This is a genomic window from Psychrobacter immobilis, assembly GCF_904846065.1.
GTDB classification, from domain to species: Bacteria; Pseudomonadota; Gammaproteobacteria; order Pseudomonadales; family Moraxellaceae; genus Psychrobacter; species Psychrobacter immobilis_H.
In genome coordinates this window covers 2,166,500-2,180,604 of record NZ_CAJGZV010000001.1, presented here as the reverse complement: position 1 = coordinate 2,180,604, position 14,105 = coordinate 2,166,500, and the positions used below count along the sequence as shown (strand labels likewise).

Sequence of the window (14,105 nt, the reverse complement as noted above, 5' to 3'; positions counted from 1 at the left end):
AAAAGTATGAATAATTATTTGCAAACTTTTATTGAGTGCTTATAATCGGACTCACTAATTGAAAAACTCAAATTGCAACTTCTACCTCTAGAAATCATTGGTGGTAGAGTTTAGGGAACATAAAGATATGCTTAATAAAGCGACACCGCCACCATTACCAAGAAATATGACTACGGGCAGTCACAACGCTGAAGCAAACTATGGCATGATTGACTGGTTCAAAAAAGGACTCAGAAATTATGTCAATTTTTCTGGTCGTGCTCGCCGTAAAGAGTATTGGTACTTTTTTCTAGTACAAATGGGTGTGATACTCGTTGCAATGCTGCTAGATGCAATAATATTCAGCTCAGAGACATGTTTATTTTATCTAGTAGCGGTGCTTGGTTTATTCCTGCCTGGGCTTGCTGTCACTATCCGCCGCTTACATGACACTAGCCGCTCAGGATGGTGGTTTCTGATAGGTGTGATACCACTGATAGGCTCTATTATATTACTGGTATTTTTAGCGAGTGATACCAAGCCTGAAACCAATAAATGGGGTCTACCAGAAAAATAGGCTGGCTTAGGGCAGGTTAAATGGTTAATAAATCTGTTTACGCTTCTATATAAATGCACTGGCTGATTTTCTACGCTATCTTATGTATAATATAGGGGCAGGCGGAAACCGTGGCTCTGCATTTTACCTCTCTTTTCTATCTCGGGACGGACCGATACTTTGATATGCACTTTGCTGTTTAACTACAGGTGCTTTGGAGTCTTGGTTGATTACTTTATCCCCACTCAAACGTCGTATCGTCTATGTGACTATTTTCGAGCTTATCGCTATCATTTCTTCTACTTTCGTATTGATGAAGCTGAGCGGTAGCGACGCGGCAGAATCCTTACCAGTTGCTGTGATGGTGTCATTGGCAGCAGTGATTTGGAACTTCTTATACAATACAGCTTTTGAAGCGTGGGAACGTCGCAAGCATGTGGCAAAGCGTACCTTACTCATTCGCAGTGCGCATGCATTAGGGTTTGAAGGCGGATTGGTATTGATTTGCTTACCACTTTATATGATTTGGTATGACGTTGGCTTAATCAAAGCTTTTATGATGGAAGCGGCGTTACTGCTATTTTTCTTGGTTTATACCTTTATCTTTACCTTGGGTTTTGACAAGATATTTACCTTACCGCATCACTATAAGACAGCCTCTGATTCTTAAGAGTTAAAAGTGTTACTTAAAGATATGCTTAATACAGAATTTTCTTGATACTGTATGACCCAAAAATAAAAGGCTGCCATTAGGCAGCCTTTTTGATGATAGTGCAAAACAGAGTGTGATCAGGTTATTATTTACCTTGATAAACTGGCTTACGTTTTTCCATAAAGGCGGTAATACCTTCTTTAAAATCATCCGTTTTAGCAAGCATGGTCTGTTGATCCACTTCCATATCGAGCGCTTCATTGAGACCCATATAAGCGTGCGTGTTAATCATATGCTTCATTGACGCCAATGCTTTTCCGGGCAGATTGCTCAGGCGCGTTGCCAATGCCAATACGCTAGCATCCAGCTCGTCGCTACTGACGACCTCATTCACCAAGTTTAAGCGTGCCATATCTTCCGCTTTGAGTTTATCGCCAAGCATGACCATCTCAGTGGTTTTTGCCACACCGATCAATTGATTCAGTAAATAAATGCCGCCAGCATCTGGTATTAGACCGATATTGACAAAGGCTTGCACGAATTTGGCATTGTCAGCGGCTACGCGAAAATCACAAGTCAGTGCCAAGTTCATGCCAGCACCAGCGACGGCACCTTCTAATTTGGCGATAATAGGCTTATGAATATTACGCAACTTTAAGCTAATCTCAGCGACTTCGCCAACCATAAAGTTTAGCTTATTCGACAGTGCCTCGCTTTCCATGCCGTTTTCTAACATCTCACCGATATGCCCGCCACTTGAAAAGTTATTGCCTGCGCCTTGCAGGATGATGACTCTGACGTCTTTATCTTCATCTGCGTTCGTCAGTGCATTCATCATGGCATCTTTGAGCACTGTGCTAAAGGCATTCAGTGTTTTGGGATCGTTCATCGTGATGGTTGCGATATGGTTTTCTACTTGATATTCGACGAGAGGGTGTGACATGGTTGATATCCTTAATTGAGTTTTCTATAAAACGTTTTTGGTAACACTAGCTATTGGCAGTAAATGTGACAAATAATGCAATGCCAAATACTATAGCAGTTTGAGCTTATTATAAAAGCAGGATCTGTGCGCGCTTAAGACATGATTCAGGTATGGTGTTTTTTGCTGCTATCATATTACTAAAATTATTAAACCTACCATTCAAAAATAAGGCTACTATCTGTAGAAAGGTTGAATTATGCTAAGGCATGTCCTCAATTCAATCGAGCATTCTCTAAATGGGTTGAAAATGGCTAAATTTTGCCAAACTGCGTCAAATAGCTGATGAATATCTCGATATTATTTGTGCTATTTTCCTTGTTTGGCAGCAATTTATCTCATTTTTTTCACCATTTTTAAAATGAAGACACGCTCTAGAAGGCAGGTTTTAAAAGACTGATTTTTTATTTATTAAACCAACAAGGAAGTGGTTATGCCAATTATTCATGTCAATAATGTTGAACTTTATTATGAAGACAGCGCGCCAAACGATAAGCAAAAACCCGTCATGGTATTTGCCCATGGTCTGCTGTGGAATACACACCTATTTGACAAGCAAGTTGAGTATTTTAAAGCCGGTTATCGCTGTATTACGTTTGATTTTCGAGGACAAGGTCAGTCTGAAATAACCAAGTCTGGCTATGATATGGAAACCTTAACCGAGGATACATTGGCATTATTAGAGGCACTAGATATTCATAAGTGCCATTTGTTAGGGTTATCGATGGGCGGGTTTGTCGCCCAGCGTGTCGCACTCAAACGCCCTGAGCTATTGCTGTCGCTTACCCTGTTAGAGACTTCTGCTGATCCTGAAGATCCCAAAAACGTGCCGCAGTATCGTAAGCTGGTCAAAGCCATTCGTTGGCTGGGTCTCAAACGCGTGAGTAACAAGGTCATGCCTATTATGTTTGGCAATACTTTTTTGACAGATAAGTTGCGTAAGTCTGATCGTAAGCAGTGGTTAACGATGCTACAAGGCAATCGCAAAGGCGGAGTCATTAAGGCAACGACGGGCGTCATTGAGCGGGCAGGCACCTACGATCAGCTAGGGAGTATTACGGTGCCGACATTAATTGTGGTCGGTGATGAGGACACAGCAACCCCTTATTCAAAGGCTGAACGTATGCATTTTGCGATAGCAGGGTCTAAATTGGCAGTGATCAAGGGCGCTGGTCATACCGCAACCGTAGAAGAGCCTGAGCAGGTCAATCGAGTGGTTAACACCTTTTTAGCGGACTGTGTTTAGTTTTGAGTTGGTCTTGAAATAGCCTTAAATAAGGCATTGTTTTAATAATAATAGAGTAATGAAATCTTTGTGCTAAAAAAAGCCGTTATCTTGAATGTGATAACGGCTTTTTTATTGAGCGCATGTAAGAGGTTACATTTAAAATATTAATTTGAAACTTAGGCGCTTTCGTTCAGATTGAGGGCATGCCCTATTAACCTTAAGATTCTTATTTATAACCGTGCCGTATAGTCATTATTACCGTCATCAAGGGTGCCACATGCCTCGGCACGATTGACGATTTCTGTTGCCCAAGCGCGATGGGTAGCAGGCTCTAGCATAGTATTGTTATATTTAAACACCGCTTTTGCCTCGCTATGCAAGATTGCTTGCGCCTCATCTAAAATGCTCAATGGTACGCAATAGGCTTGTTGCACCAGCGCAATTTGGCTTGGATGAATGACCGTTTTGCCGACCAATCCTAAGCTAACATCGCGGGTTAGCTCTTGCATAAATAGCGTTGGCTGATCCAAATATTCAAAGACAGGAGCTGTTAAATAAAAGCCATGCGGCACAAAGCAGCCGAGCAGCTGATAGGCAAGGGTGCCGATAGGAGTATCATAAACGATGCTGTTTTTGGGACGGCGCAAACGCAATGCTGCAAATAAATCATTGCCACCGATACGCAAGGCAAATACAGGCTGGCTAAAAGCTTCTTTAAAACCGATGGCCAATTCCTGATTATGATGTGGATTAAATAGGGCTGCGGTTTCAAGCGTCGGCATCAATAGTTGCTCAGTACTCAGATTTTGGCAGGCCATACGCCAATTGGATAGGCTATACATGTCGACTTTCGGCATGACAAAGCCATCAATCAAATCGATATGGGCAAAACCTGAGAGCTGCTCTAACATCGCTGGATGACGCGGGCGTATAAATACCAGCGGGCGTGTTGGTTGTTCAATCTGAATGTCGGCATGTTTTGATGGGTCATTGATGCTATCGACATGCGTCGCCCATGTATGCAGCAACGTTTGCAAGCGCTGAAGTGCCAGCTCAACATCACTATGGCTGACGGCATCTTCTAGGCAGATGATAATACTATTAATCGTTGGTAATTTATCACGCTTAATGACTTGCCAAATATCTTGGCGAGTTGCTGGCATGTATAGGCTAGCCCCCAACTGATACGGGTGATGCGCATGTGGTTTGAGCATCGCATGACGCTTAGTAATGAGGTGAGCGTAAGACTGGGTGTTTTGATAAAGAGTAGACTCGTTGTTTTGCATATCTGACATAATTGGCATCATCAATAGTGATAAGTGAATGGTTATAAAATCTAAGAAGTATCATCAAGTGGTATGGCTTAGCAGCAATGACCGCAAACCCAAAAATACGTTTGGTAATGTCAAATTCGTTTAGCCGACAAGAAGGAGTAGTTTTACCTTTTTCTTTCGCTGCTTTGAGTTTGAGACGGGTCTGGTTTATAAAAACCGCGAGTGTAGCAATGATTAATGGTCTTCGCTACGTTGCTTGATAAGCGTGATGGCTTGATAGGGATGTATTTTATCACCTAATACACTAACAATGATATTTCGCTGGGTACATAAATGTCTTAGCAGTATGGTATCAGGATGATCAGCGCTGGCTAATAGTATGCGTTCAGGGTCACGGCGCAATATCGCCCGTGTTGCCTCTGCAATCGTTGGCTTAATGCGGTTACGATTTCTGATAGCGTAGTCTGCTGCCAGCTTGTCGATTAAAGCAGCTGTCTGATAGCGCGGCTGCTGAAACGTCGGAAAGCACTTCAAAGATGGGGCTAATGCACGGCGCGCTGCATCGATATGAGTGATGAAAGCTAAGCTATGGTCGACCTCAATTAAGTTATCATAAAACACGCTGCGGTGTAGCCCCAATGCTGGCTCGGTATATAAACTTCGCGAAATCAGTCCTGATACCGTACTATTTAATAGCCCTGACGGAATTAGCCAGTCATCGATACTAGCTGCAAGCCAAGCAACGCCAGCTGGATCAGCCAGCGTTAATAAGGGAATAACACCTGCGCCTTGATGAAAGATATTGGCAAAGTTTGCATGGTTAGGATCGCTAAATTTTTCTAAACTATGAGCAAGCTCTTGATAAATCGCGCCTTTACCTGTCCAGCCGTCAACAAATACGATAGGACTGTCTGGATAAGCATTCAATAGCATTTGTAACGCAACTGGATCAAGTCCGCGGTCGCGAATGATGCTGATACCATAATGCACGCTCGGCAAAGCATAGCTGCTATTAACGTCTGCTAACGCACGCTGCAATAAAACGCCAACTGGCAAACCTGCGCGCACCAAGCTGACTAAGACTAGCGGGCGCTCATTACTAACGGTATGTTCATTTCGAGATTTTTGAAAAATATGATGTAGCGTATAAGCCAAATTAGCAATATCAGTGGCAGTCCTCTCAGCTCCTTGCTCTAATGCTTGCGTGTATAGCTGCTCATGCATAGCAGTAGGCGCTTGCTCCAAGGTCAACATATCAGAATAATGACGTTGCCCACTTTGAATAAGTGCTTCTTTTTGACTGACTGGCACATCGGCGACCGCGTTTTTAGCGACTATATCGAGCAGTACGGTCACATCACTGGCAAGATAGCTGCCTGAGCCATATGCTTCTAATTTTTGAACATTAGGGTTCGTTATATGATGGGTCATAAAATCATTTCTACTTCTATAAACGGCGGCGATTATTGTTTTTATTTAGGAGGGATTAAGTGTTTAGAATGATTGAGAGCTAAGTCGTTCATGTAACTGACCATGATTGGGCATACCATACCAGTCAAGCAGCTGTAAAAATGGTAAATCAGCCAGACTGTCACCAAAGCCAAAGCTTGGTCGTTGACTGTCTAAATGATGGTCTAGCAGAAATTGTACCGCATGGCGCTTATGAACTGCGTGCGGCAATATCGCTAGATTATTCGCATTCACGTGCACATAAAAATCCTGCTCAAAGTCTCGTATTAACGTTGGCAGTTTTGCAGCGAGATCTACTAATGCTTGATGGTCTTTTTGCGCATGTTTGATAGCCAGATAAATGGTTAATTCTCTATTATCAGCGCCATCACTAAAGCTATCGATATGCGGTGTAAAGACCAGCTGGCTACTGTCATTTTTGCTGTGATTTGCGAATAGCTGGCTCAGCTGCTGCAATTTTTGTTGCAATGGCGCAAGCTTATTATACATATGCTGTTGCCACTGGGCTTGTAACGCACCGTCTTTGTCAAGAATAATCGCGCCATGAGTCAAAACTTGCCAGCTATCAAAAGGCAGTTTTACGCGCTGGATTTCACTACGGTCACGTGCCGTCACTACGATTAGATCAGTGCTAGCAAGTAGCCAGTTAAAAAACGTGGCTTGGCGCTGACTCATAAAACTTAATGGCTCGCCTTGTTTGTTAACGGTTGCGCAAACTAAGTTTTCAGCTTCAGTGGTGGGTAAGTCCCATGCGTCAATTTTACGCTGAGTTTGAAAGAGCGTATCGTCCAAATCCATTAGCGCGTAAGGCTTGAGAATATCAGGATTGGCTTGAAAAAATGGGCTGGTCATAAAGGTGTCCGTAAGGGTTGAATGTGAAAAGCAGAGCTGGATTTAGAGGATGGTTTTAATGGGACAGTTCTTATAAAATAATTTACAGCGTCGGACTCACCACCAATACATTCTCTAAACCTTTCCACATAGCATCAACGCTATCAGTGGACGTTTCCACACACAAGACAATCAAATCCCAATCGCTAGGTGTAACGTTATATGCAAAGTTGGTCATACCAAGCCCATAATTATCATTAAAACTTAGCATCGAGGTAATTGCGCCACCAAGCGCAATCGGTGAGCGGGTTAACGCACTAAAATTAACCGTATTCTTACTATTCTCTATATGCGTATGTTGCGCAAGCCATTCCGCCAATAAGAACGGCAACCAAACAAACTCATTACTGCCCAATACTAGAATTCGCTGTGGCAACTGCTCTTTATCAAACTGCTCTTTCTCAGGTTGAGCTTGCTTGTTAAAAACATTAAAGGCAGTTTGAAACCTTAAAAGATAATGATCAAACCCATCGGTGCTATCTAGGGTTGGGAAACGTCCCCAATTACCAGTATTACCTAGAGACTGACTGCCTGCTTCAGTTGTATCAACCGATGGCATCGTTATCGGTTCGGGATTGGGCGCATCCGTCCAAGTCCATGCACCAGACAGTAGATGATGACGTTGAAAGTGGATATTGGGCAGGCGTTTTGCGATTTGGTCAGACACAGCTTCATTTACATCGGCTGCATTCTGATTCTGGTTTAAAGACCAATCAACCAAAGTGGTAAGATGTACTTGCTCTAGTTGGTCAAGTCCTGCGTTACGAAGGGCAGTGACGACATTGACGCAAGTATTACCCGTCGATGCTTCATCATCCACCATAATCAAGGTTTTGCTCGTTAGTAATTGCGCTTGGGTCACTGTATCTGCACTTTGATAAATGAGATGCTGGCTGGCATGACTGTGGTCTTCGCTGAAAGTGGTTAATAAAGAGTCGCTGCTACTGTCCTTATTGTCATCATGTTGCGCATGCCGCGTAGAGTTCAATAGTAAGGCATTGGGATAACGCGTTTGCAGCGCTTGGTGCACACCGGCAGATAAGCCAACCGCCGTCTCTGCCATACCGATGACTAAAATCGGCTCAGGCAAATCGCTAGGAACCAAATTCGCCAAGTCAGTAAAAGCATGACGCATGGTACTAGGAGCCACTGGAATATGACGACCTAATACTTTTGAGACAAACAAAAAGGCACGTTTTGGGTTAATGCGTTGTGCAAACCCAAGTAAGTCTTCTAATTGATAATCGTTACTTGGTTCTGCCCCATTTTTCGTAGTGGCTGAATTGGTTTGATAGGTTAAATCAAGATTGCCGCGTGGTAGGGTAATGGTGCAGACATAGCTTTTTTTCATGGAAATACTGTTTGTAGTCATATAAAGGTTTCAACGTTATTGAGTGCTAAAATCGTAGTGTTTCTTTTGCAAGGTTTAGTTCTTGAGCTTTTTCTTGAAGTACCAGTTTTACAGATTCAGGTAAGTGAGTGTATTTGTCAGGATGAAAGTCTTTGATCTTTAACCTATAAGCTCTACGCATTTCGTCGATAGTAGCTCCTTCTAACAAACCAAGAACCTTTAATGCTTTTAGATTATCAGAAGCTTCTGTAGGTTTGTCTTGGTTTTTAAGGGTTTCAAAACCAGAGTAAGCATCCTCTAATATTTCATCGCTAATGCCCATTAATTTGCTCAGATTTTTAATCTCTGCTAGACCTTTTTCTATATGCAACCATTTTCCTGACTCTAAGTTATTGATTATTATTCGAGCTGATGCATAGAAAATAGTATTCTTGTCATTAGTAGTATTTGCTCTATTATTGAAATCCTTAACACATTCTCTTAAATCTATTGAAGTACCTGATAAGATTTTCATTTGATTTTTTAAAAAATCTCGTTCTTCTGGATTGTTTTCTATGTGATTTGAAAAAACATTTTTAATAACTTTAATATTGTCTTTGGACCAAGATTTTGAATCATTAGAATCACCTTTTTTTATGGAGTAGTAAGCCAAAATTTTTATTGTAGGAATGAACCATTCCATAATTAAAAAAGAGCTAGAGCTTATACGAATTTCCTCTTGAGATTTGAGTTTATCGAGAATAACGCCATCCTTTAAAAGCGTAATATTAAACTCTAAGGTGATATCTTTATTTCTAGGCAAAATTAAAGCATTGATAGGCACACTTATTGAGTAAGGACCATTATTATCGTTATTGCGAGCACCAGTTATAAAGTTGCCTTCTTCATCATTAAAAATATCATAATAACTTTTTACATTTTGTCCCTGATAAGCAAGTTCAAGAATAACAACTTCTGTTCCATAAGGAATAGTATCCATACTTAAGTGTAGATACTTGCCCTCTAGCTTCGTAGTGTAGGAATAGTTTCTAGTGGCAGTATTGTCTGAAACACTTTCATCGTCATTTGACAAAGCACCTATTATGAAAAAAACAGCAACTAAAATTATTATATAAATCATATCTATTTGCTTACTTTAGTTATTAATTTTTATTGGAATTTTTTCTTACATTTGTACTAAAATTTTTGCTTTGTATATATAGTTTTAAATAAAAAAGGTGCAAGTATTATCACATGCTACTAGAATTAATGCTCTGTGCTTGCTGTACCTACGTAGATAGAAATTGCCAAAAACTCATTTGAGTAGCGGTGTATACTTTTAAAAGTTGGGTAACTATGACTTTCTAATTATTTAAGTTAGATTCTATCAAGGTTAAAATCTTAAAAATAGGGTGTAGCTCAACACTTGTTATTTCTAAGCCGGGTTATTATGATAGCGCGTATCGAAATAATCAACTACTAAATAAATCAAGTGTTTAGATGTATTTATTTAAGGTTTATCGACAATATAGTGAATCATTAACCCTGACATCCTACTAACCACAAAGCACCGCGACTTTGCTTACTCAATTGCGGTGTGGTCAACGCGGCAGCTGTCGTGCGTGACATGCCATATGAGCCAGATGAGTTATCTAAACTCATTCCAGCGCTCGCCAGTAGGGCGGATAATAACTGAAATTTCACCGCATAGTTCATATTTTGTGCATGCTCGTGGACGAGGCTAGACGTCACCATCCCGATAACCTCACCAGTCGGCAGTAATAAAGGGCTGCCACTAGAGCCGGGTTGAATAGGCGCAGTAAATTGCAGATAGCGAATATCATCGCCAAACCCTGTCAGTCCTGAGATGCAGCCTTGCGTTACTTGTAATTGGCTACTCAATCCTGATAACGGAAATCCCAAGGTGGTGATGGTTTCACCTAAATTATCAGTACAACGCTGTGCTAAGGGTAAATAACTTGGCAGCGGCTCGCTTACTCTAATAATGGCTGAATCACTACCGATATCGCTGAGTACCACTTGCGCTTCACGATCGGGTTGCCCTTGCTGACGCACACCAATCATCGCCGCCGATTCAATGACATGATAACAAGTCAGTAAATGATAGGGATCGATAGCAAACGCTGTACCTGTCCAAGTTTCACCAGATTGAACTTGTCTGGGCGGACGCGCATCACTGTTAGGATAACCTTGCTGCTGTGCACGCTGGGTATCTTGGATAAGGGCATGCGTATTTGGCGGACGCATATCGAGGCTAATTTGCACATGATGCTCTAGGCCTGCCAATCCTTGGGTAGAGCTCTCACCAAGGGCACGGCATTTAAATTGTCCATTGCGCCGATATATTTCTAATATGATTGCTGCTTTAACATGGCGCTCACTTGCGATAAATTCATAACGAATATCGCCATTGTTTAGCGTTAAATTTACTTTGCTTAATTCGACAGCGGGTAAGTTGAGGCTTGGCTCATGATAAACATAAGCAATCAATTGTAAAAAGCTTACCCCTTGTTTATCAAATAATGCAGGCAAATCCAGTTGCCATGCGCTTGGATTATCCTTATTATTGAGCTGCGCCCACTCTTTCGGTTCATGCAGATAAGCAGGGCTACAAGCCGCTTTACGATGCTCATCTAAAGGCAGCCATAATAGCCCAAGCTGCTCGCCAAACTTTAGCTGATTTGTCGTCGCAAAAGCGACCGAACAATTCGATTGCGCGATAACCGTATTTGCCCCTAACACTAACGTGGTTTGTGCTGTCATCGCCTGCCTCTTGTTGAATATACTCGGTTGCCGTCGATTTTTACCGCCGATTTATTACTGCCGATTTTTTATTTCATTGTTTTTACTTACTCGCTAGCATCTTCTTCAATCTTTACGCTAACCATAATTGAGCGTACTTGGCAGGGAATGATTTGCTGTGCAATATCCTCAAGTTTTGGTTTATCGGTTAAGCCCAGCCAGTAGCCAAATCCAACTTGGGTTAAATCGACCCCGCTATGGGTGGTGTAATCGATGCCACCAGAGGGGCGACTGTTAATTTCAAGCACACGGTGCTGCCCGTCATCATCGGCCTTGGTTTGTACGCTGACGATACCATCGCAGCCAAAGGCTTTAATCAGTGGAATAACCACATCCATAACCGCTTGCTCGTAGTCGATATGCTGAATTTTCCCCGTTTTATAACGGGTGATGGCAGCCAATACTTCACCATATTCGCAAACGACATCGATAGAGTATTCTTGGCCTGATAAATAAGGCATTAGCAACATGGGAATTGGGCGTTCCTGCACCATGACACTGTTTGCATAGGCATTGATAAACTGCGTGGTATTGATTTTTTTCTCTTCGGTAAAGTATAAATGCTCAAAGCTATCGTACTGTTCCCCATCATTTTTGGCTAAGTCTAGTCGCCAAAATCCTTGTGCAAAGATACCCGTAACCGGTTTGACACATAAGGGCTGATCACCATGCATGTCAAGTAACGCCTCAAGCTCTGCGACGTTATCAAAGCGCCACGCCTCGGCAACGGGAATATCATGCTCATGACACTGCTGCATAAAGGAAAACTTATCATCTATCACTTCTAACGCTGCCACACTCGTTGCACCCGTCAATAAACGAATACCAGCCGCGTCAAAAGCCTCACGGTGGGCTTCGTAATCAATACCATTACGCCCAGTGAGCAATACTTTTACGTTGTTTTTCTGCGCTTGTTCTAACACAAACTGCCAACGCGGAATCAATGGCTCAACTGATTTGAGCACTACTTGCTCATCGTTATCTGCGGTGCTAGTAAAAGGCTCGCGGTAAACGCTATCGGAAAATTCAAAAATCTCAGGTCTATTGTGGCGGTGTGAAGCGATAATGTTGAACGGAGCATCAGCGTGATTTTTTAGGGTTTGTAGGCTGGCTAACATATCACGCTGGCTTGACTGACCTTCAGCTAACCAAACGGCAGGTGATGCGGCAGTTGATGTTGTATGATCGTTATCGTTAGCAGGGGTTTTCATAATTCTCTCAGCATTATCGTAGGTTTTAGATATAATTGAATAATTCACTATCGTCATCGCAACACCATCAGGAATATAAGCAAGCCTCAAACAGCAATCAAAAAACAAGCCGCAATATTGCTAATAGTAGGGGCTATTATATACAAATGCTAAGCGTTATAAATGCTGCTGACAAAATAGCATGAAGGATTTGTAAAAATATTTTTTAGGGTCATTGGCACGTTATTGAACGGTCGTACGCTTTAAAAGTCAGCGGCCATCCATGCTACTATATGACAATTATTAGCATAACAAACACACGCACATAATAAATAATTCAAAGGATGTATGATGAGCCAAATCCAACCTCAACAACTGATTGCTGGTGCCAATGCGCCACTGCCAACAGATCATATTAGCATTCGTATTTTAAGCCAAAGTGCGGTCGATTGCGCGGCATATCGACTGACAACTGACGGTAAAGTACGCGGCGATGGCGACATGATATTTTATGGGCAGACACGTAGCGATGATGGCAGTGTGAGTTTCCGTGGTCATGATAGCGATGGTTTTTTTGATATTAATTTACCTGCGCAGCCTGCAAATATCGAGAAGATAGCATTAGCGTTTTCTAGTGCGCAGACGCTTGCTCAAGTTGGCGATGTCGATATTCAGGTATTGCAAGGCAGCCAAGTGCTGATGACTTGTCAGTTAAGTGCTGCCGGACGTAATGAAAAAGCCATTATTTTAGCGGAATGTTATCGCCGCCAAGGTAGCTGGAAGTTCCGTTTTATCGCCCAAGGTTTTGAAGGGGGGCTGAAGCCTTTGTCTGAGCATTTTGGTGTTGAAATTGCTGATGAAGCGCCTGCTCAAAGCCCTGTACAAAACCAGTCACAAGGTCAAGCTCAGCCCATCAATACGCAGCGCCCAATCAATACGCAGAAGGCAGGTAGTGCACCTAAAACAAGCACGCCGCCGCCAATTCCTACAGCTTCTCCAAATCCGTCAATTAACTTAAGCAAAATCACTTTAACCAAAAATCAGTCTAGCATCAACCTAAAGAAACGTGATGACTTTGGTAAAATCTCTGTTAACTTAAACTGGAATCAAAATCCGACTGCTAATCAGCAAGCACCCAAAAAAGGCTTGTTAGGCGATCTGTTTAAACAACATAAAGCGGGCGGTATTGACCTTGATGTTGGGGCGATGATTCATCTAAAAAATGGTGAAAAAACCTTGATTCAGGCCTTGGGCAATCGCTTTGGTAGCTTAACATCAGCGCCTTACGTGTGTTTGCGTGCTGATGATAGAACGGGACAGGTGAGCGGCGGTGAGTGGCTAGATATTAACGGTCAGCAGTGGTCGCAGATAGAAGAGGTATTTATTTTTGCTTTCATTTATGAAGGTGCACCAAACTGGGCGCAGACCGATGGTGTCGTGACCATTCATGTGCCAGACCAACCCCCGATTGAGACACGTTTGACAGAAGGGACAGGTAATCTCCCAATGTGTGCGATTGCGCGTCTGGTCAATCAAAATGGCAGTATCAACGTTGAGCGTATTAATGAGTACTTTAAAGGCCATCAAGAAATGGACAAAGCCTTTAATTGGGGCTTTAGTTGGAAGCGAGGTAGTAAGTAAGTGCTTGAATAGCACCCCTTAATACAAAAAAACAGCCCCTCTATTGTCAATAGACGGGCTGTTTTTGTAATGCTTATTAATTGTTAGTT

General features: G+C 42.2%; 12 protein-coding genes. 4 read left to right on the top strand and 8 right to left on the bottom strand.

The window, feature by feature from the left end:
* Positions 1–127: 127 nt before the first annotated feature.
* Both JMW64_RS08950 and JMW64_RS08945 read left to right on the top strand, forming a co-directional pair.
* On the top strand, positions 128–556 hold the full coding sequence (locus JMW64_RS08950; RefSeq protein ID WP_201554284.1) for a DUF805 domain-containing protein: 429 nt from the start codon (positions 128–130) through the stop codon (positions 554–556).
* Positions 557–761: 205 nt separating this feature from the next.
* Positions 762–1,205, top strand: a complete 444-nt coding sequence (locus JMW64_RS08945) for a PACE efflux transporter (protein WP_201554283.1) — start codon at positions 762–764, stop codon at positions 1,203–1,205.
* Between the two features lie 127 nt (positions 1,206–1,332).
* Here the strand turns inward: JMW64_RS08945 and JMW64_RS08940 are convergent, their stop codons facing one another.
* On the bottom strand, positions 1,333–2,130 hold the full coding sequence (locus JMW64_RS08940; RefSeq protein WP_201554282.1) for an enoyl-CoA hydratase/isomerase family protein: 798 nt from the start codon (positions 2,128–2,130) through the stop codon (positions 1,333–1,335).
* Between the two features lie 472 nt (positions 2,131–2,602).
* Between JMW64_RS08940 and JMW64_RS08935 the strand changes: the two genes are divergently transcribed.
* Positions 2,603–3,415: an alpha/beta fold hydrolase gene (locus JMW64_RS08935; RefSeq protein WP_201554280.1), complete on the top strand. Its 813-nt coding sequence runs from the start codon at positions 2,603–2,605 to the stop codon at positions 3,413–3,415.
* Positions 3,416–3,627: 212 nt separating this feature from the next.
* Here JMW64_RS08935 and JMW64_RS08930 read toward each other — a convergent pair whose 3' ends face one another.
* The 7 genes from JMW64_RS08930 to JMW64_RS08900 all read right to left on the bottom strand — a co-directional run bounded on the left by JMW64_RS08930 (position 3,628) and on the right by JMW64_RS08900 (position 12,396).
* On the bottom strand, positions 3,628–4,692 hold the full coding sequence (locus tag JMW64_RS08930) for an HpcH/HpaI aldolase/citrate lyase family protein (protein ID WP_201554278.1): 1,065 nt from the start codon (positions 4,690–4,692) through the stop codon (positions 3,628–3,630).
* Between the two features lie 213 nt (positions 4,693–4,905).
* Positions 4,906–6,102, bottom strand: a complete 1,197-nt coding sequence (locus JMW64_RS08925) for a cysteine protease StiP domain-containing protein (protein ID WP_201554276.1) — start codon at positions 6,100–6,102, stop codon at positions 4,906–4,908.
* A 63-nt stretch (positions 6,103–6,165) separates the two neighbouring features.
* Positions 6,166–6,993, bottom strand: coding sequence for an HAD hydrolase family protein (locus tag JMW64_RS08920; RefSeq protein WP_201554274.1), 828 nt, complete (start codon positions 6,991–6,993; stop codon positions 6,166–6,168).
* An 82-nt stretch (positions 6,994–7,075) separates the two neighbouring features.
* Positions 7,076–8,383 (bottom strand): phosphoribosyltransferase domain-containing protein, encoded by a 1,308-nt coding sequence (locus tag JMW64_RS08915; RefSeq protein ID WP_201554272.1) that lies wholly within the window; start codon positions 8,381–8,383, stop codon positions 7,076–7,078.
* A gap of 46 nt (positions 8,384–8,429) precedes the next feature.
* Positions 8,430–9,503 carry a J domain-containing protein gene (locus tag JMW64_RS08910; RefSeq protein ID WP_201554270.1) on the bottom strand — a complete coding sequence of 358 codons (1,074 nt, stop codon included), beginning with the start codon at positions 9,501–9,503 and terminating at the stop codon, positions 8,430–8,432.
* Between the two features lie 398 nt (positions 9,504–9,901).
* Positions 9,902–11,146, bottom strand: coding sequence for a trypsin-like peptidase domain-containing protein (locus tag JMW64_RS08905; RefSeq protein WP_201554269.1), 1,245 nt, complete (start codon positions 11,144–11,146; stop codon positions 9,902–9,904).
* An 86-nt stretch (positions 11,147–11,232) separates the two neighbouring features.
* On the bottom strand, positions 11,233–12,396 hold the full coding sequence (locus tag JMW64_RS08900) for an ATP-grasp domain-containing protein (protein WP_201554268.1): 1,164 nt from the start codon (positions 12,394–12,396) through the stop codon (positions 11,233–11,235).
* A 330-nt stretch (positions 12,397–12,726) separates the two neighbouring features.
* On the opposite strand from JMW64_RS08900, the gene JMW64_RS08895 reads away from it, so the two are divergent.
* Entirely contained in the window at positions 12,727–14,016 is a 1,290-nt protein-coding gene (locus tag JMW64_RS08895) for a TerD family protein (RefSeq protein WP_201554267.1), read from the top strand.
* Positions 14,017–14,105 lie beyond the last annotated feature (89 nt).